At 69.8% G+C, this 24,206-nt stretch carries 22 protein-coding genes; 11 read left to right on the forward strand and 11 right to left on the reverse strand.

The genetic code is table 11. The features are described 5' to 3' along the window. Positions 1-37: 37 nt before the first annotated feature. Positions 38-457: a restriction system modified-DNA reader domain-containing protein gene (locus ACFO0C_RS24975; protein ID WP_378069062.1), complete on the reverse strand. Its 420-nt coding sequence runs from the start codon at positions 455-457 to the stop codon at positions 38-40. 198 nt (positions 458-655) lie between these two features. On the opposite strand from ACFO0C_RS24975, the gene ppk2 reads away from it, so the two are divergent. Continuing rightward, positions 656-1,489, forward strand: coding sequence for a polyphosphate kinase 2 (ppk2, locus tag ACFO0C_RS24980; protein WP_378069063.1), 834 nt, complete (start codon positions 656-658; stop codon positions 1,487-1,489). Positions 1,490-1,519: 30 nt separating this feature from the next. Here the strand turns inward: ppk2 and ACFO0C_RS24985 are convergent, their stop codons facing one another. The 6 genes from ACFO0C_RS24985 to ACFO0C_RS25010 form a co-directional block, all read right to left on the reverse strand. After that, a complete protein-coding gene (locus ACFO0C_RS24985; RefSeq protein ID WP_378069064.1) occupies positions 1,520-2,077 on the reverse strand; it encodes a phospholipase in 558 nt (185 codons plus the stop codon). A gap of 155 nt (positions 2,078-2,232) precedes the next feature. Beyond that, positions 2,233-2,682, reverse strand: a complete 450-nt coding sequence (locus tag ACFO0C_RS24990) for a SitI3 family protein (protein WP_378069065.1) — start codon at positions 2,680-2,682, stop codon at positions 2,233-2,235. Positions 2,683-2,684: 2 nt separating this feature from the next. Next, positions 2,685-3,062 carry a CdiA C-terminal domain-containing protein gene (locus ACFO0C_RS24995; RefSeq protein WP_378069151.1) on the reverse strand — a complete coding sequence of 126 codons (378 nt, stop codon included), beginning with the start codon at positions 3,060-3,062 and terminating at the stop codon, positions 2,685-2,687. Positions 3,063-3,379: 317 nt separating this feature from the next. Next, a complete protein-coding gene (locus ACFO0C_RS25000) occupies positions 3,380-4,114 on the reverse strand; it encodes a WXG100 family type VII secretion target (RefSeq protein ID WP_378069066.1) in 735 nt (244 codons plus the stop codon). Between the two features lie 10 nt (positions 4,115-4,124). Further along, complete coding sequence (locus ACFO0C_RS25005) at positions 4,125-4,583, reverse strand: hypothetical protein (protein ID WP_378069067.1); 459 nt, start codon at positions 4,581-4,583, stop codon at positions 4,125-4,127. Next, positions 4,576-4,944, reverse strand: coding sequence for a YbaB/EbfC family nucleoid-associated protein (locus tag ACFO0C_RS25010; RefSeq protein ID WP_378069068.1), 369 nt, complete (start codon positions 4,942-4,944; stop codon positions 4,576-4,578). The genes ACFO0C_RS25005 and ACFO0C_RS25010 overlap by 8 nt, the downstream gene beginning before the upstream one ends. A 350-nt stretch (positions 4,945-5,294) precedes the next feature. On the opposite strand from ACFO0C_RS25010, the gene ACFO0C_RS25015 reads away from it, so the two are divergent. After that, entirely contained in the window at positions 5,295-6,647 is a 1,353-nt protein-coding gene (locus ACFO0C_RS25015) for an FAD-dependent oxidoreductase (protein WP_378069069.1), read from the forward strand. A 53-nt stretch (positions 6,648-6,700) separates the two neighbouring features. On the opposite strand, the gene ACFO0C_RS25020 is transcribed toward ACFO0C_RS25015, so the two are convergent. Then, complete coding sequence (locus tag ACFO0C_RS25020; protein WP_378069070.1) at positions 6,701-9,718, reverse strand: EAL domain-containing protein; 3,018 nt, start codon at positions 9,716-9,718, stop codon at positions 6,701-6,703. Positions 9,719-9,899: 181 nt separating this feature from the next. On the opposite strand from ACFO0C_RS25020, the gene ACFO0C_RS25025 reads away from it, so the two are divergent. Further along, positions 9,900-11,504 carry a chitinase gene (locus ACFO0C_RS25025; protein ID WP_378069071.1) on the forward strand — a complete coding sequence of 535 codons (1,605 nt, stop codon included), beginning with the start codon at positions 9,900-9,902 and terminating at the stop codon, positions 11,502-11,504. 75 nt (positions 11,505-11,579) lie between these two features. Here the strand turns inward: ACFO0C_RS25025 and ACFO0C_RS25030 are convergent, their stop codons facing one another. Continuing rightward, on the reverse strand, positions 11,580-13,448 hold the full coding sequence (locus tag ACFO0C_RS25030) for an acyl-CoA dehydrogenase family protein (RefSeq protein ID WP_378069072.1): 1,869 nt from the start codon (positions 13,446-13,448) through the stop codon (positions 11,580-11,582). Positions 13,449-13,595: 147 nt separating this feature from the next. On the opposite strand from ACFO0C_RS25030, the gene ACFO0C_RS25035 reads away from it, so the two are divergent. The 6 genes from ACFO0C_RS25035 (at position 13,596) to ACFO0C_RS25060 (ending at position 19,286) form a co-directional block, all read left to right on the forward strand. Beyond that, positions 13,596-14,294 carry a carbonic anhydrase gene (locus ACFO0C_RS25035; RefSeq protein ID WP_378069073.1) on the forward strand — a complete coding sequence of 233 codons (699 nt, stop codon included), beginning with the start codon at positions 13,596-13,598 and terminating at the stop codon, positions 14,292-14,294. A 197-nt stretch (positions 14,295-14,491) separates the two neighbouring features. Beyond that, a complete protein-coding gene (locus ACFO0C_RS25040; protein WP_378069152.1) occupies positions 14,492-15,337 on the forward strand; it encodes a S1C family serine protease in 846 nt (281 codons plus the stop codon). A gap of 21 nt (positions 15,338-15,358) precedes the next feature. After that, on the forward strand, positions 15,359-16,351 hold the full coding sequence (locus ACFO0C_RS25045) for an AAA family ATPase (protein WP_378069074.1): 993 nt from the start codon (positions 15,359-15,361) through the stop codon (positions 16,349-16,351). After that, on the forward strand, positions 16,352-17,236 hold the full coding sequence (locus ACFO0C_RS25050) for a DUF58 domain-containing protein (protein WP_378069075.1): 885 nt from the start codon (positions 16,352-16,354) through the stop codon (positions 17,234-17,236). It abuts the gene before it with no gap. Beyond that, positions 17,233-18,201 (forward strand): VWA domain-containing protein, encoded by a 969-nt coding sequence (locus ACFO0C_RS25055; protein WP_378069076.1) that lies wholly within the window; start codon positions 17,233-17,235, stop codon positions 18,199-18,201. The genes ACFO0C_RS25050 and ACFO0C_RS25055 overlap by 4 nt, the downstream gene beginning before the upstream one ends. Then, positions 18,201-19,286 (forward strand): VWA domain-containing protein, encoded by a 1,086-nt coding sequence (locus ACFO0C_RS25060; protein ID WP_378069077.1) that lies wholly within the window; start codon positions 18,201-18,203, stop codon positions 19,284-19,286. The genes ACFO0C_RS25055 and ACFO0C_RS25060 overlap by 1 nt, the downstream gene beginning before the upstream one ends. A gap of 145 nt (positions 19,287-19,431) precedes the next feature. Here the strand turns inward: ACFO0C_RS25060 and ACFO0C_RS25065 are convergent, their stop codons facing one another. Together ACFO0C_RS25065 and ACFO0C_RS25070 are read right to left on the reverse strand one after the other, a co-directional pair. Then, positions 19,432-21,240: a bifunctional sugar phosphate isomerase/epimerase/4-hydroxyphenylpyruvate dioxygenase family protein gene (locus ACFO0C_RS25065; RefSeq protein ID WP_378069078.1), complete on the reverse strand. Its 1,809-nt coding sequence runs from the start codon at positions 21,238-21,240 to the stop codon at positions 19,432-19,434. A gap of 6 nt (positions 21,241-21,246) precedes the next feature. Further along, on the reverse strand, positions 21,247-21,900 hold the full coding sequence (locus ACFO0C_RS25070; protein WP_378069079.1) for a TetR/AcrR family transcriptional regulator: 654 nt from the start codon (positions 21,898-21,900) through the stop codon (positions 21,247-21,249). A gap of 89 nt (positions 21,901-21,989) precedes the next feature. Here ACFO0C_RS25070 and ACFO0C_RS25075 point away from each other — a divergent pair, with 89 nt between their 5' ends. Together ACFO0C_RS25075 and ACFO0C_RS25080 are read left to right on the forward strand one after the other, a co-directional pair. Beyond that, complete coding sequence (locus tag ACFO0C_RS25075; RefSeq protein ID WP_378069080.1) at positions 21,990-22,835, forward strand: shikimate dehydrogenase; 846 nt, start codon at positions 21,990-21,992, stop codon at positions 22,833-22,835. Continuing rightward, positions 22,810-24,198, forward strand: a complete 1,389-nt coding sequence (locus ACFO0C_RS25080) for an Nramp family divalent metal transporter (protein ID WP_378069081.1) — start codon at positions 22,810-22,812, stop codon at positions 24,196-24,198. Before ACFO0C_RS25075 ends, ACFO0C_RS25080 begins: the two co-directional genes overlap by 26 nt. The last annotated feature ends 8 nt before the right edge of the window (positions 24,199-24,206 follow it).

Genomic DNA, 24,206 nt, shown 5'->3' on the forward strand with positions numbered 1-24,206 from the left:
CCTCCCGGCGGACGCCTGTCCATGCTCCGGAGTCCGCTCAGCTGATCTCGGATCGCAGGGTCCGCAGCGATTTCCCGCTCGTTTCGTGGATCCAGTAGGCCCAGCCGTCGATCGCGGTTCCGACCAGTTCGCTGAGGGCCGGTGAGGGTTCCCGGTAACGGCCCTTGTCGGTCTTGATCCAGCCATCCGGCTCGACGGTCGCGGTGAAGGTTCGCCCCTTCCGGACCTGAGTGTGCGTGAGGGTGTCTCCCGCCTTCAGCGTTTCGCCCTGCTCCAGGAGGGGCTTCAGTTTTCCGCGGATCACCGTGGTCGACGTGGTTCCGGGGCTGGAGGAGGTCGCCGGTGCCTGGGGCTGCTCGAACAGCAGGCGCCGTAGGACGTCATTGGGCTGTTCGAAACCTCTGACGTGGCGTTCCAGATGCGCGTAGACGTCGTCGTCGACCTCGATGCGGCGCATTGATTCTCCTATCGTCCAGAATCTCTAATCTGAGAGATTCTGGCAGACTGGATAAATTTCGGCAATCCTGCCGGGTGGTCGGGTTCATCTCGCGCGGGTGAGGTGCGGGCGGGGCGGACCGGGACAGACTGCGGGCCATGTGGGTCCGGCCGTCTCGGGAGCCGGGCCGCCCTGAGGCCCGGACGCGGAGACGACGCCATGTCTAAGAAGGACAAGCACCACCCGAAGAGCGACGGGCAGGCCGTCACCAGGATGAAGCGGCAGGCGTACGAGGAGGAGATGCGGCGTCTGCACGGTGAGCTGGTGGCGATGCAGGAGTGGGTGAAAGCCACCGGCGCCAAGATCTGCGTCGTCTTCGAGGGGCGCGACACCGCGGGCAAGGGCGGCACCATCAAGCGGATCACCGAACGGGTCAGCCCACGCGTCTTCCGGGTGGTCGCGCTACCGACGCCGACCGAGCGGGAGAAGAGCCAGATGTACGCCCAGCGGTACATGGCGCACTACCCGGCCGCCGGTGAGGTCGTGATCTTCGACCGCTCCTGGTACAACCGGGCCGGCGTGGAACACGTGATGGGTTTCTGCAGGCCGGAGGAGACCGAGCGTTTCCTGGAGACCGTCCCGGCCTGGGAGAAGGCCATGGTCGACTCCGGGATCCTGCTGCTCAAGTACTGGCTGGAGGTCAGCCCGGACGAACAGACCCGGCGGTTGCAGAGCCGCATCGACGACCCGCGCAAGGTGTGGAAGTTGTCCGATATGGATCTCAAGTCGTACAGCCACTGGTACGACTACTCGCGGGCGCGTGACGCGATGCTCGCCGCCACCGACACCGCGTGGGCGCCGTGGTTCGTCGCCGGCACCGACGACAAGAAACGGGCCCGGCTCAACATCATCACGCACCTGCTGAGCCAGGTCCCGTACGAGCCGCTCAAACCCAGCACCATCACGCTGCCCAAACGGCAGGGCCCGAAGGGTTACCGCGATCCGGGGCTACCGCTTCGCCACATCCCGACGCCGTACGGCGAACTCGCCTGAGCCGGTGCCGCCGGCGCCGGGTGCGGGTGATCAGATCAGCTCGGCGGCCGCCTCCACGTCGGCCGGGTCGACCGCTTCGAGCGAACCGAAGACCGAAACAGCCTGGTAGTAGGTCCACGCCAGGCTGAGGCAGGCCGGGCGGACCACCGCCGAGTAGGTGGCGCACTTACGTTTCAGGTCGGCGTAGAAGGCCGAGTCGACGAGACTCTTGTTCGCGCCGGAGAACGCCCCGGCCGCCTTGTAGTTCCGGTAGCCGAAGTCATGACGGTGACAGGACAGCGAGAAGTCGAAACCGAGCGGCTTGTCCGGGCTCGCCGAGCAGAAGTCGGTGCTCCAGTCGAAACCGTAGGCGGCCCAGTCGCCCTGATTCCGCCGGGCCGCGTTCCAGGAGTTGTAGGAGGAGGCGGACGTCTGGGTGAACGAGGTCAGTACCGCCATCTTCTCGGCGGCGGTCACGGCGTAGGCGGGTCCGGCCAGGCCGAGGACGACGGCGAGGGAGAGGACCGTGGCCAGCAGGACCCGGAGCGGTCTGATGTGGACGGGGGAGTCGTGAGCGGCGGTAGTCGCAACCGGTGGTGTCGCGGACATCGGGGCTCCTTCGAACGGCCCGCCCTGAGGGGCGGGCTGCCGGTGGGCGCCCGGGCTACCGATCGGTAACCCGAACGATCACTAAGTCTGGAGCCAGAAGCCGCGCACAAGCCCAGCATCAAATCGGTCTTTGCCGATCCCCGCGCAATCAGGCGCTACCCGATGATCATCGCGTCGGCCGCCGGATAGTAGGACCACCACTTCTCGTGACTGTGCTTTGTGACCTGTCCGTTGAAGCGTCCGATCAGCAGGTAGTCACCGTTGATGACGAAGGCCGCGTCTTCGGGCCCGGACAGCAGGACCCGCTGAACCACGGTCACCAGGTTGACGGCGAGTTGCTCGCGGTCGATGTCGTCGTCGATGTCGAAGGAGATCGCCGCGAACGGATCCGGTTCCCACTCCCAGTCGCCGTCATCGGTGCCGGCGTCGACGTAGCCGTTGCGGCCGCTGCGGACGGCCACGGCGAATCCGTGGGTCTCGTTGAGATCGGCGGAGAGAGTTGGCCCCGACCCGGAGGGCCGTTCCGCCTGATCGGGAAACGCCCGTTCCGCGAGTTGATCGGTGGTGATGGGCCCGGCGAGTGTCAACCGGTAGCTAAGCGACATTCTTACCCTCGATAGTTCTCTTCAGGCAGATTCATCTGGATGATCTCACCTCGCTGTGTGACGACCTTGAGCTCCTTGAGGCCCGGGATCGGCCAGTTGTCGAACTGCCGCTGCAATGCGTCCAGGTCGCCCCGCCAGTCCTCCAGATTCACCACCACTCGCTGGGTCTGACCCTTGTTGACCTTGTCCTCGGCTTCGTCCCAGATACCGCGCACCGCCTTGTTCGCCTTCGTTGGTGAGTAGCAGTCGAACACCCGCCCTTCGATCAAATAGTCGGGCTTGCGTGTCGCGGACCCGATGTCCCCCGTGCGGGAGCGGGAGTTCGCAACCTCGAGCGGAGTGGGGTTCTGATGAATGCGATAGCCCGCGTCAGCGATCATCGCGGCGCCGGAGTTCTCCAACTCGTCGGACCGTGCGTTGGTGGCGTCGCCTCCAGAGCTGATCGTTTTGGGCGGACCGGTCGGAGTGCCCCCGAGGGCGCCGGTCGCTCGTGTCGTGAGGTGGTCGGGCTGGCCTCGGGCGATGTCGGAGGCGGTTGCGGCGGGGCCGTTGCCCGCCCGGCCCTGTAGGGCTGTGGCCATGGCGGCGGCCTCGTTGGAGCGGACACCTCCGCCGGTCGGGGAGCCTCCGCCGTGCGGGCGCGATCCGGAGCCGTCGGGGGTGCCGCCGCCGCTGTTGCCTCGGGGTCTCGGGGGCATCAGCTGTTGAGCAGGCGGGTCAGGTTGGACAGGCTGGTGATCAGGGCGCTCGTGCAGGAGGCGATTCGGCCTGCCCATTTCGCGACCGCTGACGCTATCTGGGCTGCCACCACCGGGATCGTGACGACCAGCAAAGCCTCGCCGGCCCAGATGATCACGCGGGCCACCAGGTCGGCTATCAGGTCGCGGACCAGGTCTCGGGTGAGCGTGACCAGGTTTCCGGCGGCCCGGGTGGCCGATGACATGGTGTCGGCGAGGACGCTCAGGCCGCCGAGGACGTCGACGTTGTTCGCCATCAGATTCTGGTAGGTGGCGGCGGCCTCGCCCTGCCAATCGGGTGTGCCGGTTGTCAGGCAGGACTGGAGGTCGCCGGCCATGGCGCCGAGTTCGGTGGCCATGTCATGCCATGCGGCGGCGTGGGCGGCGACCACGTCGGGCAAGCCGGTGAGCCTGTCGAGGATCTCGCGGAGGGGCTCGAAATACTCCAGCGCCCAGCCGAGACCATTGGCGAGCAGGGCACCGAACGGGTCGATCACGGTGGCCACGGCCTCGGCGGCGAACGCCCCGCCGGCCAAGGCGCTGTCGGCCCACCCGCCGCCGTCGACGGCTTGGAGGACGCCCTGGAAACTGTCCGCGAGAGAAAGGCCGGAGGCGGGCGAAGCGCCGGAGGCGTGCGAAAGGGCGGAGGTGGGTGTGACCTGCGGGCCGGACGACTCGGTGAAGGCGGCTGTCATCGGCTGGCCCTCAGAGGTTGCCGGCCCGGCGGAGGCGGTCTGCGGCGTCCGCGTCCGTGGACTCGTAGTCATGGCCGGTTCTGATCAGAGCCTCTTCCGCTAGGCGGAGGTTCTCCTGGACGTACCGATGAATGGCTTCTTGGGCTTTTTGTCTTTCGTCCAGAATTTCGGACATCCAGCCGCAGAGGAGACCGTAGGCGGCGTCGTTCCGGGCGATGGCCGCGCTCGCGGCCGTGACCGCGGCGAACCGGTCGCGGATCGCCGCGATCCTCGCCGCGTGATCGCGGATCTGGGCCGGGTCGGCGGAGAAGCCCGCCGGGTCGGCGAAGGAGCCCGCCGGGTCGGCGGAGGAGCCCGCCGGGTCGGCGGAGGAGCCCGCCGGGTCGGCGGAGGAGCCCGCCGGGTCGGCGGAGGAGCCCGCCGCGCCGGCGGAGGAGCCCGCCGCGCCGGCGGAGAAACCGTCAGCCACGGTCGTCCTCCAGGCGGGCGATGACCGCGCGGGCCGCGGCCGAGTTTGGACCGTAGGCCTCGGTGACGATTGTCCGGGATTGTTCAGTCGCGGCGTGCCGGGCGGTGGTGGTCGCGGCGAGGACGGCTCGGGCGACGGCGTCGGGTGGGACCCGCTGGATGCGGTCGGTGAACCTGATGTCGAGGAGAGCGCCGGTCGCGTCGACGGTCACCTCGGTGAGGTCGTTGCCGTCGCGGGCGGTGGCGCGGATCCCGGCGATGCGGCCGGCGGCGGTCCGGGCGTTCTCGGCGTTGCGGTCGACCCGGTCCTGCCAGCCGCGCAGGTAGGCCAGCGAGGCGTCGGGGTCCAGCAGCTCGTCCATCGTCTCCCCGGAGTGAGCGGAGGTGATCCGCGGCGGGCGGAGTGGCCCGCGGTGGGTGGAGGTGGCCCGCGGTGGGTGGAGGTGGCAAGCGCCGAAGTCTAACAAGGTCGTCGATGTCCCGGGGGTGGCTCGATCCTGTAGGCCGGGACGGCGGAGGCGGGGGAGACCGGTTACACAGAAATTGGTGTTTTCCCAGCTCAGAGGCCTGCGTAAGGGTGCCCTAAGTCCGTTTTGGGGGAATTGTGGACCGGGGTCGCTTTGATCTGAACCTAGGTTGAGGTTTTACAGTCGCCACAGCCTGCCGTCGATCTTGGCTGACGGAATCGAAGCGCGCGAGTTAGGAAGCGACCATGAACCGCCCCCTGCGAGTTGCCGTCATCGGAGCCGGCCCGGCCGGTATCTACGCCGCCGACCATCTGATCAAGGCATCGGAGACGGTCACCGTCGACATCTTCGACAAGCTGCCCACCCCTTACGGCCTGATCCGGTACGGCGTGGCGCCCGACCACCCCCGGATCAAGGAGATCGTCAACGCCCTCTTCCGGATCCTCGACAACCCGCGGATCCGGTTCGTCGGCAACGTCTCCTACGGCGTCGACGTGAAGCCGGAGGAGCTGAACCGCTTCTACGATGCCACGGTGATCTCCACCGGCGCGGAGAAGGACCGTTCCCTGGACATCCCGGGCATCGACCTGCAGGGCAGTTTCGGCGGCGCCGACTTCGCCTCCTGGTTCAACGGCCACCCGGACGTGCCGCGCGACTGGCCCCTCGAAGCCCGTGAGGTCGCTGTCATCGGCGCCGGCAACGTGGCCATCGACGTGGCCCGGATCCTCGCCAAGACCGCCGACGAGCTGCTGGTAACCGAGATCCCCGACAACGTGTACCAGGCGCTCAAGGCGAGCCCGGTGACTGACGTGCACCTGTTCTCCCGGCGCGGCCCGGGCCAGGTCAAGTTCACCCCGCAGGAGCTGCGCGAGCTGGACCACTCGCCGAACGTCGAGGTGATCGTCCACCCGGAGGGCATCGAGTTCGACGAGGCCAGCCTGGAGGCGATGCGCCAGACCCGGCACATCAAGATGTGTGTCGACATCCTGCAGAACTGGGCGGTCCGTGACCCGCGGGACCGGCCGCGCCGCCTGCACCTGTACTTCCTGCAGGCGCCGGTCGAGGTCCTCGGCGAGGACGGCAAGGTCGTCGGCCTGCGCACCGAGACCCAGGAGCTGACCGGCGACGGCTGGGTCCGGGGCACCGGCGAGTTCACCGACTGGCCGGTCCAGGCCGTCTACCGTGCCGTCGGCTACCTCAGCAGCGCGCTGCCGGACCTGCCGTTCGACACCAGCACCGGCACCATCCCGCACGCCGCCGGCCGGGTCATCGACCTGGACGGCGAGCACATCCCGGGCACCTACGTGGCCGGCTGGATCAAGCGCGGCCCGGTCGGCCTGATCGGCCACACCAAGGGCTGCTCCGGCGAGACGGTCGCCAGCCTCCTGGAGGACGAGGCCGAGGGCCGGCTGCCGGTCGCGCCCGAGGCCGACCCGGCCGCCCCGATCGCCTACCTGGAGCAGCGCGGCCTGCCGATCACCACCTGGGCCGGCTGGCAGCAGCTGGACGCCCACGAGATCGCGCTCGGCGAGCCGCACGGCCGCAAGCGGATCAAGGTCGTCGACCGCGACGAGATGACCACGATCTCCCGCGGCTGACCAGGACGTACGCGAAGGGGCCCCGCCCATCGGGAGGGGCCCCTTCGTCGCTGTCAGCGACCGGCGGCGTCGGCCAGCGCTCGTTCGACCGGCACCGGTTTGCCCAGATAGAAACCCTGCCCCAGGGGTACGCCGCACGCGGCCAGCGCATCCCGCTGAGGTGCCGACTCGATCCCCTCGGCGATCACGGTGCAGCCGTTCTCCCGGGCGAACTCGACCAGCAGCCGGATCGAGGCACGGCGGGCGCCCTCGGTCTCGACACCGGCCAGCGCCTGCCGACCCAGCTTGAGGAACGCCGGTTTCAGCGACTCCATCCGGGCCAGGCTGTCGTACCCGGCCCCGGCGTCGTCGACGGCGATCCGGACCCCGGCCGGCAGGTCGGCCAGGTCCTCCGGTTCGGCGCCGTCGATCTCCAGGACGATCGGCCGGTCGCTCTCGGCGAGCAGTTGCTCCAGTTCGCGGCGGCGGCGCAGCAGCCCGGCCGAGACGTTGACGGCGAGCCAGGTGCCCTCCGGCAGGGACGCGGCCGAGGCCATCGCGGCCCGGACCAGCGCGGCGTCCAGGTCGATGTGCCGGCCGTGCTCCTGGGCGTCGGCCAGGCCCTGGTGGGGGCTGCTGCCGTCGGCGAACCGGGTCAGCGCCTCGTAGCCGGCCACCTCACCGGACTCCAGCTCGAAGATCGGCTGGAAGACGGTGAAGAACGTGTACTCCTCGAACGAGCTGGACACCTGCGGGGCGCGGGTGCCCCGGCGGCTGGCCGCGGCGGCCTGCGACGACCGGACGGCGACCATACCGGGGGAGTTGCCCTCGGCGCCGTAATGCAGCACCGACGCCCAGTCGCCGATCGCACCGGCCACCGCGCGGTTCTCGGCGTGACCACCGGCGGCCGGCTTGACGGTGGCGGCGGGACGGGACCGCTTCGGCTGGACCGGGCGGTACAGCCAGGCCTTCAGGTGGGTGAGCAGGTCGACGACGGTGTTGCCGAGACCGACGAAGGCGATCATCGCGTACGAGGCGAGGACCAGGTTGATCAGGGCGAAGACCAGGTTGGCCCACTGGCCCAGCTGCACGTCGCGGACCACGGTGTAGGCGCAGAGCGCGATCAGGGCGAGCGGGGCGAGCAGGTAGGTGGTCGCCGCCGTCGTCCGGTTGCGCACCTTGGGCGTACGTTTGAACTGGCTCTTCTCGCCGGTGAGCAGCTGCAGGATGGACGCGAAGCTCCCGGACAGGTTGACCGGCAGCAGGATCAGGTTGAAACCGTAGATCCGCAGGATGTCCATGCGCTTGTAGCCGACGTACTTCAGGTCGGCGGCCATCATCATGAAGTACGGCACCGACACCAGCAGCAGCACCGGGTTGAGCAGGTCGGCGTTGAACGGGTACGCCAGCATGATCACCAGGCAGATGGAGCTCCAGAAGATGGAGGCCATGTAGTTGACCCGGAGGAACAGCTCGCCGAAACGGTTCTTCTGCCCGCGCGCTGTCTTGGCCCGGAACTGGTCCTTGAGCCGGGACAGGATGAGCAGGCCGCCGTTGGCCCAGCGCTGCCGCTGGATGGCGAGCGAGCCGAAGTCCGGCGGGGTGGCGCTGTAGGCCATCCGCTCCGGGTAGTTGTGCAGCGTCCAGCCGTGCACCCCGAGGTCGATCGTGGACTCGGTGTCCTCGATGACCGTGCGGTCCTGGATGTACCGCTTGATCTCCCAGTCACCCTCGTAGGTGGCCTCGCAGATGTCGTCGAGCGCCTTCTTGCGCAGCACCGCGTTCGCGCCGACCCAGAACGTCGCACCGTAGTGGGTCATGCCCTGGTGCACGATGTGCTGGATGTCGGTGGTGGCGCCGGAGATCCGCTCCAGGCGGGTGGCCGCACCGGGGAACGCGCTGTACGGGGTCTGCGACACCGCGCACTGGGCGTACGCACCCTGCTCCATCAGGTGCACCAGGCGCAGCGCGTACTCCGGCAGCAGCACACTGTCGGCGTCCAGGGTGAGGACGTAGTCCGGGTTCGGGATGGTCAGCTCGGCCCGGCCCGCGCCGGCGGAGACCAGGGCGACCCCCATCGGGGTGCTCACCTCCTGGTAGCTGCCGCCCATCAGGCCGATGTAGCTGTTCAGGTTCATCGCCTTGTTCGGCTCGGCCGACAGCGACACGTACCGTTTGCGCTCGAAGCTGGTCACCGTCGCGTCGAAGATCGCCATCAGCCGCTTGTAGAGCTGGACCATCCGCTCGGCCGGCAGCACCGCCTCCTCGGCGGCGCCGCGTTCGAGGGCCTCGGCGATGGTGCCGAGGTCACCGGCGAGCCGGTTGACGATGTGCTCGACGAAGAACGTGTCGGTGTGGTCGACCATCTCCTGGCGGTGACCGAGGCCGTAGAGCCAGCCCACCGCCGACTGGTACTCGGCGGCCAGGTCGCGCATGTCGTCGACGGTCGCGGTGTGCCCGTCGAGGCCGGTCGCGAAGCGCTCGTACGCGGCCTGCGCGCGCGTGAACGGCACGGCCAGCTCGGACTCGATCGAACCCGGCAGGGCCCGCGCGGAGAGCAGCAGGTCACGGGCGGCCCGCGTCTTCGGCTGCTGCGGGTCGTCGATCAGCAGCACCACCCGCAGCCCCGGGTACTCCTGGAGCGCGGCCGACAGCAGCGTGGTCCGGATGACCCGCTCGTCCTCCTGATAGGACGGCACCAGTACGGTCACCGTCGGGGTCGGCCCGGCCAGGAACGGGTCCAGCGCGATCCGCGGCGCCCGGTGGTGTGCCCGGCTGCGGTAGAAGAACCCGATCCGGGTGATCAGGTAGGCCATCGCCGAGCCCATCAGCGCGGTGACCACCAGCATGTAGACGATCGCCTCGACGACCAGCTTCGCGCTGCTCGCCTTGCCCACGATGAACTGCTCGAACACCGTGTAGGCGATGTAGCAGGCCCACACCGCGATGGTGAGGACGATCGCGAGGCGGCCGCGGGCGATCCGGCCTTCGGAGACGGGCGGCGGAGTCAGCGGGTGGGGTGCCGACCGCCGGTCCGCGCCCCACTGGCGTGGGGTGTCGAGCCGGTGCTGGTCCACCGGTTTGCGCTGCATGTGGGATGGCCTCTCACTGGGGATGGGACGCCGGCCCCGGCGCGGTTCCGCCGGTGCCCGTCGACCGGCACCATCGGCCGGTGCGCCGGGTCGCTTGAAGGTTTCCGCCCGGTTGCCTTCAGCACGGGTCGTGGCTGCCGATTCGAGAAGCCGACGACGACCCGTGAACGAGAGGGCACCCATGACGACCGCCACCCCGCAGCTGGCGCGGCCGGAGCCGGACGACCCGCTCGCCGACCCGGACTGGCAGGAGCCCGAGGGCCCGGTCCAGAAGCTGTCCTGGCTACGGCTCGGCTTCCTGATCCTGGTGGTGGCCGGACTCGGAGCCGGCGGAACGGCCGCGGTGATCCACTACCGGGACAACGCCGGCCCGGCCGTGAAATCCTGGGCGGTGCCGTACGTCGACGTCACGCTCACCCCGACGTTCGAGTTCCAGGACCCGGCCGTGAACCCGGCCAACGACGTGGCCCTCGCCTTCGTCGTCGCCGACCCGGAGGACGGGTGCGCGCCCAGCTGGGGCGGGGCCTACACGCCGGACGAGGCGGCCGCGTCGCTGGAGCTGGACCGCCGGATCGAGCAGCTACGCGCGTCCGGCGGTGACATCATGCTCAGCGTCGGCGGCCTGACCAACACCGAGCTGGCGGTCGCCTGCACCGATCAGGCCCGGCTGACCGACGCCTACCGCCAGCTGGTGCGTCGCTACCAGCTGGACACCCTCGACCTGGACGTCGAGGGCACCGCCGTCGCTGACAAGGCGTCGCTGGCGCGCCGGGCCCTCGCGCTCAAGACGCTCCAGGCCGAGCGGAAGGCCGCCGGTGGGAACCTGGACGTGTGGATGACGCTGCCGGTCGCACCGACCGGGCTCACCACCGACGGGATCGCCGCGGTGCGGGCCACCCTGGAGGGTGGGGTCGCGCTGCGCGGCGTCAACGTCATGATCATGGACTACGGCACCGGCGGTTCCAGCCCGGACATGCTGGAGCTCGGCGAGAGCGCGCTGGAGGCCACCCACAAGCAGCTGTCCGACCTCTACCTGCGGCTCGGCGTGCAGCTGACCGGTCCCGAGGTGTGGTCGCGGATCGGCGCCACCCCGATGATCGGGCAGAACGACATCGACGCCGAACGGTTCACCGTCGCCGACGCGCAGGGGCTGGCCGCCTTCGCGATCGACAAGGGCCTCGGCCGTGTGTCGATGTGGTCGCTCAACCGGGACGCCCAGTGCACCGGCACGTTCACCAACGTGGTCGTCCACTCCAACACGTGCAGCGGTGTCTCCCAGGAGAAGCTGGCCTTCTCCAAGGTCTTCGCGGACCTGCCGGGCGCGATCGTCGGCAGCTCCGGCCGTGAGGCCGTCACCATCCCCGCGCAGTCGTCGGTCACCGACGACCCGGCGAAGAGCCCCTACCCGGTGTGGCGTCTCACCGCGCAGTACGTGCGGGGCTACAAGGTCGTCTGGCACGGTGTCGTCTACGAGGCCAAGTGGGCCAACCAGGGCACCGACCCGTCGGCCGGTGGCGACTCGGCCACGCCCACCCCGTGGTCGGTGATCGGCCCGGTGACCTCGACCGACGTCGCGCCGTCACCGAGTCCCACGGTCACCGGCGTCACCGACGAGTGGAACCCGGAGACGATCTACTCGCGTGGGCAGAAGGTGCTCTTCAACGGGCTGCCGTACGAGGCCCGCTGGACCAGCACCGGTGACGCGCCGTCGACCGAGTACCCGATCAGCCCCGACGACCCGTGGAAGCCGCTGTTCGTCGTGCCGGGCGAGCCGGTCACGAGCTGAACCTGTCTGAGGTACGGCTGGCCGTAGCTCAGACAGGTACGAACGTCCCCGGGCCGATGGCCCGGGGACGTCTCGTCATTTCAGGCGCCTGCGTACGTCCTCGGCGGTGCTCGCGCCGGGCGACCACGGGGCCACCCACGGAGTGTCGGCCGGTGGGTGGATCACACCCTCCTCCAGGAAGGCGTAGCGGCCGGCCAGCACCCGTTCGGCTGCCGTCACGTCGAGGCGGTCGGTGTTGTCCCACAGCGCCGCGAACCCGGCCTCGGCACGCAGCCGGGACTGCCGGCAGAACAGGTCGGCCAGCTCGCGGCCCTCGGGACGGTCGTCGCGCTCGGCGTGGGCCCGCGAGCACACCGCCGCCATGGCGAACAGCTCGGCGCCGATGTCCACGATCCGGCCCAGGAACGCCTGCTTGCGCTCCATCTTTCCCTGCCACCGCGACATCGCGTAGAACGTCGACCGGGCCAGCTTGCGGGACGCGCGTTCCACATACCTCAGATGGGCTGCCAGGGGGCCGAATTCGCCGTACCCCGCAGGGTTTTGACCTTGACCCACCGTGAGTGTCGGCAGCCACCGCGCGTAGAACGCGCCCGCTCGCGCCCCGGCGCGGGCCTTGCGGCCCAGGTCCGCCTCCGGGTCGATGATGTCGCCCGCGACCGACAGGTGCGCGTCCACCGCCTCCCGGGCGATGAGCAGGTGCATGATCTCGGTCGAGCCCTCGAAGATCCGGTTGATCCGCAGATCGCGCAGGATCTGCTCGGACTCCGACGCCCGCTCGCCGCGGGCGGCCAGCGAGTCGGCCGTCTCGTAGCCGCGGCCGCCGCGGATCTGGATCAGCTCGTCGGCCACCTGCCAGGCGATCTCGCTGGCGAAGAGCTTGACCAGCGCCGCCTCGATCCGGATGTCGTTGCGCGCGTCGTCGGCGATCAGGCAGCAGAGGTCCAGCATGGACTCCATGGCGTAGGTGGACGCCGCGATGAACGCGATCTTCTTGGCCACCGCCTCGTGCGAGCCGACCGGACGGCCCCACTGCACGCGGTCCGCCGACCACTCCCGGGCGATCGCCAGAGCGCGCTTGCCGGCGCCGACACACATCGCCGGCAGGGAGAGACGGCCGGTGTTCAGCGTGGTCAGCGCGATCCGCAGGCCCTTGCCGAGGCCGCCGATCACGTTCGCCTCGGGCACGAACACGTCGTGGAAGCGGGTCACGCTGTTCTCCAGGCCGCGCAGGCCGAGGAAGGCGTTGCGCCGCTCGACCGTGATGCCGGGCGAGTCGCCCTCGACCACGAACGCGGTTATGCCCTTCTCCGGGACCCGGGCCATCACCACGAGCAGGGTGGCGACGGTGCCGTTGGTCGCCCACAGCTTCACGCCGTTGAGCCGGAAACCGCCCTCCACCGGCTCGGCCACGGTGCCCAGCCGGGCCGGGTCGGAGCCGACGTCCGGTTCGGTGAGCAGGAACGCCGACACCTCGCCGCCGGCCAGACGGGGCAGGAACGCCTTCTTCTGCTCGGGTGTGCCGAACATCTTCAGCGGCTGCGGCACGCCGATCGACTGGTGCGCCGACAGCAACGCGCCCACCGCGGCGTTCACCGAGCCGGTCATCGTCAGCGCCTGGCAGTAGTGCAGGTTGGACAGTCCGAGCCCGCCGTACTCGGTGTCGATCTTCATGCCGAACGCGCCGAGCTCGGCCAGACCGTGGAAGACCTCGTCGGGGATGCGCGCCTCGCGCTCGATGCGCGCGCCGTCCACCTCGGAGCGCAGATAGTCGGCCAGGCGGTCGAGGAACTCCGGCCGTGGCGTGGGCGCCGGCCGGGGGTGGATCAGGTCGAGACGGAAGCGGCCCAGGAAGAGTTCCCTGCCGAAGCTGGGCTGTCGCCACTCGGACTCGCGAGCGGCTTCAGCGGTCTGCCGTGCCTGTTTCTCCGAGACGTTCGTGCTCATACATACCCCCTCCTCCCGCCACGCTACGCACTCGCGTTACCGAGTGGTAGCCGTCGGTAGGCATTCGGTTGCACCCCTTCTCCGCGTCCCGGACGGGCCGATCAGTCGTGGCGTAACCCGCTGAGATCGAAAGTTCAGGAGAGTCCATTGCTGGAGTCGAAGCTCAACCGCCGTTTCTTCCTCGGTGCCGGCGGTGCCGTTGCCGGATCGATCGCCCTGGGTGGTCTCGGCTCGTCGGCCGCGCTGGCCGCGGAGTCGGGCATGACCCCGGAGAAGGTTCTCGCGAACCTGATGGCCGGCAACAAGCGCTTCATCTCCGGGAAGGCCAAGCACCCGCACCTGAGCCGTGAGCGGATCGGTGACGTCGCCAAGGGCCAGCACCCGCTGGCGATCATCCTGAGCTGCGCCGACTCGCGGGTCGCGCCCGAGCTGCTGTTCGACCAGGGTGTCGGTGACCTCTTCGTGAACCGGGTCGCCGGCAACGCGGTGGACCCGCTGCTGCTCGGCAGCATGGAGTACGCGGCCGAGGAGTTCGTGCCGCCGCTGGTCATGGTCCTCGGTCACGAGCGGTGCGGTGCCGTAGCGGCGACCCAGGGCTGTGTGCGCTCCGGCGGCACCGCGCCCGGGCACATCCAGCTGGTCGTCGACGCGCTCACCCCGATCGTCGGCCCCTACGCCAACGACCCCGACGCGGTCGAGAAGGGTGTCCAGGCGAACGCGAAGGCGCAGGCCGCGGCCATCACGGCGCAGAGCGCCATCTTCCGGGAGAAGGTCGAGGCCGGGCACATGAAGGTCGTCAGCGCCCGATACGACCTGGACTCGGGCAAGGTCACCCTCCTCGGCTGATCAGTCACTCCACGCATTCCCTCGGGGGCGGCACCGTCACGGTGCCGCCCCCGCATGCGTTCGCCCCGCCGGGTGATATGCCAGATTCATGAAGTTCTGGCAGAAATTGCGTTCCGGAAACCATCAGAACTCTCATGGCGGATTCCTAGGAAACGCTTCTAGGGTCGATGAATGCAGAGTCCGGTGGTCGCATCGTGATGACGGTGCTCCGCCCGGACGGGCCCGCCGCGCCGGAGCCCGTTCCGGAGGAGCCGAAGAGACGGTGGAACACCCCTGAGCTGCGCCGCAAGGTGCTCATCGGGGCGATCGTGGCCTGGGCCGTGGCGATCACGGCGCTGGTGGCGGTCCGCGGTGGTGACGGGGGGACACCGGCCGCCGCCCGTCCGGTGGCCTCCGCCTCGCCCTCGCAGGCGCCGCTCACCGTCTCTCAGATCTACCAGGCGCTCACCCCATCGGTGGTGCTGATCCGGACCACCGGGCACGACTCGCAGAACAGGCTGGAGGCCGGCACCGGCACCGGCGTGATCGCCAACGCCGACGGCACGATCCTCACCGCCCTGCACGTCGTGGACGGGGCCGAGAGCATCCGGCTCACCTACGCCGACGGCACCGAGGCGACCGCCCGGCCGGCCAGCGAGGACCCGGCGCAGGACATCGCCACGCTCACCCCCGACAAGCTTCCGGAGACCCTGGTCCCGGCGGTGCTCGGCGGCGGCAGCCGGATCGGCGAGACCGTCGTGGCGATCGGCAACCCGCTCGGCCTGACCTTCAGCACCAGCAGCGGTGTCGTCTCCGGCCTGGAGCGTGTGCTCAACCGCGAGGGCGAGGACGACGTCCAGGGCCTCATCCAGTTCGACGCGGCGGTCAACCCGGGCAACTCCGGCGGGCCGCTGATCAACGACCGGGGGCAGGTGGTGGGCATCGTGATCGCGCTGGCCAACCCGAGCGGCGCCGGCACCTTCATCGGCATCGGCTTCGCCGTCCCGATCGGCGCGGCCCTCGGCGGCACCGGCGAGGGCGACGGCCAGTCTCCTCCCCTCTGAGCTACTGAAAGTGACGGACACATGAGCTGGACCGACGCCCCGCCCGCCTCCGCCGGCCCGATCGAAAAGGTGCTGTACGAGGTCAAGAAGACCATCGTCGGCCAGGACAACCTGCTCGAGCGGCTGATCGTGGCACTGCTGGCCCGCGGACACATCCTGGTCGAGGGCGTGCCCGGGCTGGCCAAGACCCTCGCCGTCAAATCGCTCGCCGAGGCGATCGGTGGCGACTTCCACCGGGTGCAGTTCACTCCCGACCTGGTGCCCGCCGACATCGTCGGCACCCGCGTCTACAACCAGCAGAGCGGCGAGTTCCAGGTGCAGCTCGGCCCGGTCTTCACCAACCTGCTGCTGGCCGACGAGATCAACCGGGCGCCGGCCAAGGTGCAGAGCGCGCTGCTGGAGACGATGCAGGAGCGGCAGGTCACCATCGGCCGGGAGACCCACAAGCTGCCCAGCCCGTTCCTGGTCATGGCGACCCAGAACCCGATCGAGAACGAGGGCGTCTATCCGCTGCCCGAGGCGCAGGTCGACCGCTTCATGATGAAGGTGGTCGTCGGCTACCCGAGCGTCACCGAGGAGTTCGTGGTCGTCGAGCGGGCACTCAGCCGGCCCGCCGCGATCCAGAAGATCATCGACCCGGTCATGCTGGCGGCACTCCAGGAGGAGGTCGACAAGGTCTACGTCGACCCGTCCCTGATCGAATACGCGGTGAACCTCGCCCACGCCACCCGCGACCCGGCCCGGGTGGGTCTCACCGACCTGGCGAAGTACGTGACCTTCGGGGCCAGCCCGCGATCGTCGATCAGTCTGGTGCTGGCCGGGCGGGCGCTCGCCTACATCCGCGGCCGGGAGTACGTCGTACCCGAGGATCTCAGCGACCTTGCCCTGGATGTTCTGCGGCACCGTCTCGTGCTGTCCTACGAGGCACTGTCCGACGAGGTCACCGCCGACCTGATCATCGCGAAGATCCTGGCGAACCTGTCGTTCCCGGAGCCCGCCGGCCGGGGCCGCTAGATGACCGCCGCCCCCGACCGGCTGTTGCGGCGTCTGGAGTGGAAACTCGGGCGCCGCCTCGACGGGCGTCTGCAGGGCTCCTACCGGACCGTGTGGCACGGCGCCGGGCTCGACTTCACCGACCTGCGGGCGTATACGCCGGAGGACGACGTCCGGCACATCGACTGGAATGTCACGGCCCGTCTCGACGAGCCGTTCGTCCGGCAGTACACCGAGGACCGGGAGATGACCGCCTGGATGGTGATCGACCGGTCGGCGTCGATGCGGTTCGGCGGGGGCGCCGGCAAGGAGTCGACGGCCTCCGACCTGGCGGTGGCGATCGCGCGGCTGATCTCCCAGGGCGGGAACCGGGTCGGGGCGATCCTGTTCGACAACCAGTCCCACAAGGTCATCCCGCCGCGCACCGGACGGGATCAGGTGCTGCGCATCACCCGCGAGGCGACTAAAGAAGTCACGAAAAAGTCGGACAAAACGACTGACCTGACCGGGATGCTGCGGTTGGCTGCCGCGACCACCGCACAACGGCGCAGCCTCGTCTTCGTCATGTCCGACTTCATCGGCGAGCCCGGCTGGGACCGCCCGCTGGCCCAGCTCACCCACCGGCACGAGGTGGTCGTCATCCGCGTCGTCGACCCCGCCGAACTCGAACTCCCCGACCTCGGCCTCATCCTCGTCGAGGACGCCGAGACCGGTGAGCAGCTGCTCGTCGACACCAGTGACCCGCTGCTGCGCGCCCGCCTCACCGAACAGGTCGGCGCCCGCGAGGCCGAGCTGGCCGCCGGCATGCGCAAGGCCGGCGTCGACGCCCACCGGATCACCACCGACCAGGACATGCTCGCCGCCCTGGTCGACATGGTCCGCCGCTCCGGACGGAGGCGCCGGTGACCTTCCTCTATCCGGCCGTGATCGGCGTGGCGGTCCTGGTCAGTGTCGCGGCCGTCGCCGGCTACGTGACCCTCCAGAGGAGGCGGGCGGAGGCGCTGAGAAAGGCCGGCTTCGGCACGCTTCAAAAGAGCCGGCTCCGCCAGCATCTGCCGTACGCGCTGCTCCTGGCCGCCCTGCCGGTGATGCTGATCGGCCTGGCCCGCCCGCAGGCCGAGGTGGCCGTGCCCCGCGTCGCCGGCACCGTGCTGCTCGCCTTCGACATCTCCAACAGCATGTCGGCATCCGACGTCGCCCCCAGCCGGCTCGGTGCCGCGCAGGAGGCGGCGAAGGCGTTCGTCGAGGACCAGCCGGACAGTGTGGACGTCGGCGTGCTCGTCTTCGGCGACCAGGCACTGCTCACCCAGGCGCCCACCGACGATCACGCGGCCGCGATCGCCGCGATCGGGCGGGTCTCGCCCAGCGGCGGCACCTCGCTGGGACAGGCGATCCTGGTCGCGCTCGGCACCATCACCGGCAAACCGGTCAGCCTCCCCGCCGAGGGCGCGGTGCCGACGACCCCGGACCTCGGCTACTGGCCGTCGGCCACCATCGTCGTCTTCTCCGACGGCGAGGAGACCGGTGGACCCGACGTGCAGGCCGCCGCCGAGCTGGCCGCGGCCGCCGGGGTGCGGATCCAGACGGTCGGCGTCGGCACCGCACAGGGCGCGACCGTCGAGGTGGACGGTTTCCAGCTGGGCACCGCGCTGGACGAGTCGTTGCTGACCACTGTGGCGCAGGTGACCGGTGGGGCGTACCAGCAGGCCGGTGACGCGGCCGCGCTGACCGACAGCACCCGGTCCATCGACCTGCGTCTCACCACGGAGAAGGAGCCGCTCGAACTGACCGCCGGGTTCGCGGCGGCCGCCCTGCTGCTCCTGACGCTCGGCGGGCTCCTCGGCATCCGCTGGCACGGAAGGATCGTCTGATGTCGCTGAGCTGGCCCTGGGCGCTGGCCGCCGTCCTGGCGGTGCCGCTGCTGCTGCTCGCCCGCTGGTGGTTCAACCGGCGCCGCAAACGGACCGCGATCACCGTGTCCAGCGTCGCGCTGATCCGCGCCGCGCTGCCCGGCCGCACCGCCTGGCGCCGCCGCATCCCGGTCTACCTCTTCCTCGCCGGGTTGCTCGCTCTGGCCGGCGGCATCGCCCGGCCACAGGCGTCGGTCGCCGTGCCGTCCAACGACACCACGATCCTGCTGGCCATCGACGTGTCCGGTTCGATGTGCAACACCGACATCGCCCCGAACCGGCTGGCCGTCGCCGTCGACGCGGCCCGCGAGTTCGTCGAGGCGCAGGAGGGCGACACCAGGATCGGGCTGGTCGCCTTCTCCGGCATCGCCGGCCTGCTGGTCCCGCCGACCGCCGACAAGGACCCGCTGCTCGACGCCATCGAAAATCTGAAGACCGCCCGTGGCACCGCCATCGGCCAGGCCATCCTCACCTCGATCGACGCCATCGCCGAGATCAATCCGGAGGTCGCCGGGACCGGTGTCGAGCTCGACGGCACGGTGCCGGACGGCGCGACCGTCGACTACGAGCCGGACACCATCGTCGTGCTCACCGACGGCTCCAACACCACCGGCGTCGACCCGGTCACCGCCGCCGAACAGGCCGCGGCCCGGCGCCTGCGCGTCTACACGATCGGGTTCGGCACGACGAGCCCGCAGCAGATGGTCTGCACCGCCGAACAGGTCAGCGGCGACTCGGCGTTCGCCGGTGGTGGCTTCGGCGGCGGCGGTTTCGGCGGAGGCGGCGGTCGTGGTGGCGGCGGCAACCGGGAGATCGACGAGGAGGCGCTGACCCAGGTCGCGGACCTCACCGGCGGTCGCTACTTCAAGGCGCAGGACGCCGAGCAGCTCACCGACGTCCTCGGCGATCTGCCGCGCGAGTTCGGCCTGACGAAGCAGGACGTCGAGGTCAGCGTCTGGTTCCTGCTTCTCGGGACGTTGCTGGTCAGCGCGGCCGTCGGCCTTTCCCTCTGGTGGAATCGCGGTCCGGCGATCCGTCGCTCATAAACCCCCTTTCCGGTACGCCGTTGGCGGCCCCCGACCGCACCTGGCCCGTCCCGGGCCTACACCGCGACGCAGGCCGGCGGCAAGACCGTAGCGCGGCCGCCGGGCTGAGGCGGTGGCCCGGCCGGGGGCCGGTGGCCGTACCACATCAGGGGTTGAGGCGGCGGTGACGTTGAGCCGCCATGCGGACCGGGGCGTTGGGCTCGCCGAAGCGGTCGTAGCCGGAACGGCGTTCGACGATCTCGAAGAAGACGCGGCCGCCGAAGACCGGGGTGTAGAGGTGCAGCAGTTCGTGGCCGGACGGGTCGCGGTCGTAGAGGATGCCGTGGCGGGACAGGGCCGCCACGAAGGCCGCATCCAGGGCGAACCGGGCGGCCAGGTCGTCGTAGTAGTTGTCCGGGACCGGGAGTGCGGGCAGGTCCAGGGCGGCGGCGGTGGCGATGATGTCGGCGGTGGTGAAGGCCACGTGCTGGGGGTCGGCGACCGCGGGCGCCCAGTCGCCGCGGCGCAGCAGGGCCACCGTCAGGGCCACCCGGACGGATCGGGACGGGTTCGCGACGGCGCGGGAGCGCATCAGGCCGAACGGCGCGGCGTACTCCTCGGTGGCGAGATGGTCCAGGCCGAGCACCGAATGGTAGAAGAGGCCGGCCTCGTCGAAGTGGTCGAACGGCTGCGCCAGCCCGAGATGGTCGACCGCGAGGAGGCCGGCGCCCGGGCCTTTCGCCGAGCCGGTGGGCAGGAAATCGGCCCGCCAGCCGTCGCCGGGGTGGGTGACGAAGACGCTGGTGCCGTCGGGGGCGGTGATCGCGGCGAGTTCGGTCTCGCCGGGTTCGCGGACGTTCGGGTGGGCGGGGGCCAGCAGCGCCCCGGCGCGGGCCAGGGAGCGGCCCGGATCGGCCGAGGTGACCGCGAACGCGCTGATCGCGGCCGGGCCGGGGTGGGTCACGGCGCTGTTCAGCACGATGCGGGCGGTGCCCTGCTCCCAGAGCTCGACCGGTTTGGTGCGGTGCTGGCCGGTGTGGGTGAATCCGAGACCGCGCAGCGCCGATCTCAACTCGGGGCCGGAGTGGCCGTCGACGGCGAATTCGGTGAACGCATGGCCGGTCAGCTCGGGTGCGTCGGGGAGGCGCGCGTCGGGGAGGCGGCGGATCGTCAGGTCGTTCTCCAGGGCGATCAGGGAGCGCATCGCGTCGATCGCCGTGCGGCCCGGGTCGGACTGGCGGAACACGTCGTTGAAGACCTCCAGCGACAGCGGACCGTGGTAACCGGCGGCGAGCACCAGCTCCACGAACCCGGGCAGGTCGAAGGCGCCCTGGCCGGGGAAGAGGCGGTGGTGGCGGCTCCACTGCAGCACGTCCATGCTCAGGTGCGGCGCGTCGGCCAGCTGCAGGAAGAAGATCTTGCCGGGAGTGATGCCGGCGATCCCGGCCGGGCTGACGTCGCGGGACAGCACGTGGAACGAGTCGAGGCAGAGCCCGAGGGCCGGATGGTCGGCGCGCTGCACGATCCGCCACGAGCGGTCCCATGTGGAGACGTGGCGGCCCCAGGCGAGTGCCTCGTAGGCGATCCGTATGCCGCGATTGTCGGCGCGCCCGGCCAGTTCCGTCAGTTGCGCGGCTGCCCGGTCGTCGTCATCCACGGCGTCCGGCGCGACCGAGGAGCAGACCAGGACGGTGTTAACCCCGAGGGCGGCCATCACGTCGAACTTCCGCGCGGCCCTATCCAGATTCTTCCGAAAGATTTCATCCGAAACGGAGTCCAGGTCGCGGAACGGCTGGTACAGGTCGATGCTCAGCCCCAGGTCGGCGCACCGTTTGCGGACCTCGGCCGGCGTCATCGGCGACACGACGAGATCGTTCTCGAAGAGCTCGATGCCGTCGAATCCGGCCGCGGCCGCTGCCGTCAGCTTGTCGTCGAGGGTCCCGGAGAGGCAGACGGTGGCGATCGACCGGCGCATGGGGGCTCACTTTCGTAGATAGCCGGTCACCAGGTCGCCGAGCATGGTGCGGTAGTGCTCCCTGCGGTCCGGGGCGAGCAGGTCCCGGTCGAAGAGCGCGCCCCACGTGTGGCGGTTGGCGACGCGGAAGAAGCAGAACGAGCTGATCATCATGTGGACGTCGAGGGCGTCGACGTCGTCGCGGAACACACCCTCGTCGCGGCCGCGGTCGAGGACGCCGCCGAGCAGGGCGACGGCCGAGCTGTTCAGGTCGACGAGCCGGGCCACGTGGTTCATGTGCTTGGCGTGCTGGGCGTTCTCGACGCCGACGAGCTTGATGAACGCGGGGTGCGCCTCGTGGTGGTCGAAGGTGACCTCGGCGAGCCGGCGGACGGCGGCGACCGGGTCGAGGTGGTCGACGTCGGCGGTCCGCTCGGCGGCGCGGATCTCCGAGTACGCCCTCTCCAGGACGGCCAGGTAGAGCTGCTCCTTGCCGCCGAAGTAGTAGTAGATCATCCGCTTCGTGGTCCTGGTGCGGGCGGCGATCTCGTCCACTCTGGCCCCGCTGTAGCCGCGGTCGGCGAACTCCTCGGTGGCGACGTCGAGCAGCTCGGTGCGGGTGCGCTCGGCGTCGCGCCGCCGCTCTCCCGCCTCTGCCAGCACTGTTTTCTCCTGCGTCATGGGACCAAGTCTGCCGTGGGCCTTGACAGTGTCCGCCGTCACACCCGATAACTAACGTACCAGTTCGTACATTAGAAATGGAGATCACGATGGCGGCTTGCCGATGCGGGTTGATCGGGACCGGGATCGGCGCGTCGCTGTCACCCGCGTTGCACGAGGCCGAGGGGAGCCACCACCACCTCGGGCTCAGTTACACGCTGTTCGACGCCGATTCCCCATCGGACCTCGAACGGCACCTCGACGAGGCCGAACGCGCGGGCTTCGCCGGGCTCAACATCACCCACCCCTTCAAGCAGCAGGTGATCGAACACCTCGACGACCTGTCGCCGAACGCCCGTGCCATCGGCGCGGTCAACACCGTGGTCTTCACGGGCGGACGGCGGCAGGGGCACAACACCGACGCGTACGGCTTCGCCGAGTCCTTCCGCTCACAGCTTTCCGGCGCGGCCACCGGCCACGTCGTGCAACTGGGCGCGGGGGGAGCCGGCGCCGCCTGCGGCCACGCGCTGCGCGGTCTCGGTGTCGAACGCCTCACCATCGTCGATCCGGATGCCGACCGGGGTGGGGAGCTGGCCGACCGGCTCGGCGCGACCCATGTCCGCGAGGCCGGCCCGGAGCTGCTCGCCGGTGCCGACGGCCTGGTCAACACCAGTCCGATCGGCATGCACCACCACCCCGGGATCCCGCTTCCCGCGGAGTCACTCCACCGTGGCCTGTGGGTCGCCGACATCGTTTACATGCCGGTGGAGACGGAGCTGCTGCGCGCGGCCCGTGCCGCCGGGCTGCGGGCGGTCGGCGGCGCGGCGATGTGCGCCTATCAGGCCGCCGCCGCGTTCGAGCTGTTCACCGGGCGTACCCCCGATATCGCGCGGATGTTGCTTCACCTCTCCCATCTTCTGGAGCGCGGCAATGTTGACCGAGACCACCACTCGTGAACTTCCCGAACCCCCCTCACTGCGCCGGATGGTCGGGCCCGGCGTCGTCGCCGTCGGCATCGGCATGGCAGCCGGCGAGATCATCCTCTGGCCGTATCTGACCGCCATCGGCGGCCTCGGCCTGCTCTGGCTGGCCTTCACCACGCTGGCCGTGCAGTTCGTCATCAACATGGAGATCGAGCGCTACACGCTGGCCACCGGTCAGACCGTGGTGGCCGGGTTCTCCCGCTGGTGGAAGGGCTGGGGCATCATCATCTGCCTGGCCGGCGCCTTCCAGTACGTGTGGCCCGGCTGGGCGACCAGCGGCTCGACCGTCTTCACGTACCTGATCGGCGGCGGCGACCCGGTGTGGATCACGGTGGCCACGCTGGTGGTCATCGGCCTGCTGCTGTCGCTGTCCAAGGTGGTCTACAGGACCGTCGAACGGGTGGAGACCGTCAAGGTCGTCCTCACGCTGTTCTTCCTGGCCGTCGTGGTCGTCTTCGTCATCTCGCTGAGCACCTGGGGTGACGGCGCCAAGGCCACGGTCACCGAGTTCGGGCAGATCCCGGACGGCATCACGTTCACCATGCTGCTCAGCGCGATCGGCGCGGCCGGGGCCGGTGGTGTGCACAACCTGGTGCTGAGCAACTGGATCCGGGACAAGCGGTACGGCATGGGCGCGCACGTGCCCCGGCTGGTCTCCCCGATCACCGGCCAGGAGGAGGCGGCCGGCGGCGGCGACCGCTACCAGTTCCCCCTGGACGAGACGTCGATGGGCCGCTGGAACCTGTGGTGGAAGCGGGCCAACGTCGAGCACCTGGTCACGTTCGTGGCGGTGTGTTTCGTGACGATCGGCGTGATGAGCCTGCTCGCGTACGAGACGCTGTTCGGCCGGGGCGACCTGAAGTCGGACCCGTCGTTCCTGCGGATCCAGGGTGACATCTTCGAGGCCGAGGTCGGCACCTGGCTGAAGCTGCTCTTCCTGGCGGTCGCGGTGGTCTCGCTGTGGGCGGCGGCGATGGGCCTGCTCGACATCATCGGCCGGCTGGCGTCGGACTTCCTGCGCCGCAACTACCTCGCCGACTCGGCGAAGTGGACCGAGCCGCGGCTCTACCTGATCGTGGTGTGGACCGAGATCGTCCTCGGTTCGGCGATCCTGCTGGCCGGTTTCACCCAGCCGCTCGGCCTGCTGATCGTCTCCACCTGCGCGGCCTCGGTGGTGACACTGCTCTACTCGATCCTGTTGGTCCGGCTGAACACGAAGGACCTGCCGGCGCCGATCCGGATCCGCGGCTGGCGCCTCGGTGGCCTGCTGCTGGCGATCGCCTTCTACGGTTTCTTCGCGATCGCGATGGTGGTGACCCAGCTCGACAAGCTCTGAGCGGGATC

Origin of the sequence: Actinoplanes subglobosus, assembly GCF_042650585.1 — a bacterium.
Taxonomy (GTDB): domain Bacteria; phylum Actinomycetota; class Actinomycetes; order Mycobacteriales; family Micromonosporaceae; genus Actinoplanes; species Actinoplanes subglobosus.

Coding starts and splice junctions, on each gene's coding strand:
- ACFO0C_RS25075 (WP_378069080.1), top strand. CDS start 21,990: ATGGCGGCTTGCCGATGCGGGTTGATCGGGACCGGGATCGGCGCGTCG.
- ACFO0C_RS25080 (WP_378069081.1), top strand. CDS start 22,810: ATGTTGACCGAGACCACCACTCGTGAACTTCCCGAACCCCCCTCACTG.
- ACFO0C_RS24990 (WP_378069065.1), bottom strand. CDS start 2,682: ATGTCGCTTAGCTACCGGTTGACACTCGCCGGGCCCATCACCACCGAT.
- ACFO0C_RS25065 (WP_378069078.1), bottom strand. CDS start 21,240: ATGCGCCGGTCGATCGCCACCGTCTGCCTCTCCGGGACCCTCGACGAC.
- ACFO0C_RS25060 (WP_378069077.1), top strand. CDS start 18,201: ATGTCGCTGAGCTGGCCCTGGGCGCTGGCCGCCGTCCTGGCGGTGCCG.
- ACFO0C_RS24985 (WP_378069064.1), bottom strand. CDS start 2,077: ATGTCCGCGACACCACCGGTTGCGACTACCGCCGCTCACGACTCCCCC.
- ppk2 (WP_378069063.1), top strand. CDS start 656: ATGTCTAAGAAGGACAAGCACCACCCGAAGAGCGACGGGCAGGCCGTC.
- ACFO0C_RS25045 (WP_378069074.1), top strand. CDS start 15,359: ATGAGCTGGACCGACGCCCCGCCCGCCTCCGCCGGCCCGATCGAAAAG.
- ACFO0C_RS25040 (WP_378069152.1), top strand. CDS start 14,492: ATGACGGTGCTCCGCCCGGACGGGCCCGCCGCGCCGGAGCCCGTTCCG.
- ACFO0C_RS25015 (WP_378069069.1), top strand. CDS start 5,295: ATGAACCGCCCCCTGCGAGTTGCCGTCATCGGAGCCGGCCCGGCCGGT.
- ACFO0C_RS25070 (WP_378069079.1), bottom strand. CDS start 21,900: ATGACGCAGGAGAAAACAGTGCTGGCAGAGGCGGGAGAGCGGCGGCGC.
- ACFO0C_RS25020 (WP_378069070.1), bottom strand. CDS start 9,718: ATGCAGCGCAAACCGGTGGACCAGCACCGGCTCGACACCCCACGCCAG.
- ACFO0C_RS25025 (WP_378069071.1), top strand. CDS start 9,900: ATGACGACCGCCACCCCGCAGCTGGCGCGGCCGGAGCCGGACGACCCG.
- ACFO0C_RS24995 (WP_378069151.1), bottom strand. CDS start 3,062: ATGATCGCTGACGCGGGCTATCGCATTCATCAGAACCCCACTCCGCTC.
- ACFO0C_RS25030 (WP_378069072.1), bottom strand. CDS start 13,448: ATGAGCACGAACGTCTCGGAGAAACAGGCACGGCAGACCGCTGAAGCC.
- ACFO0C_RS25050 (WP_378069075.1), top strand. CDS start 16,352: ATGACCGCCGCCCCCGACCGGCTGTTGCGGCGTCTGGAGTGGAAACTC.
- ACFO0C_RS25010 (WP_378069068.1), bottom strand. CDS start 4,944: ATGGACGAGCTGCTGGACCCCGACGCCTCGCTGGCCTACCTGCGCGGC.
- ACFO0C_RS25000 (WP_378069066.1), bottom strand. CDS start 4,114: ATGACAGCCGCCTTCACCGAGTCGTCCGGCCCGCAGGTCACACCCACC.
- ACFO0C_RS24975 (WP_378069062.1), bottom strand. CDS start 457: ATGCGCCGCATCGAGGTCGACGACGACGTCTACGCGCATCTGGAACGC.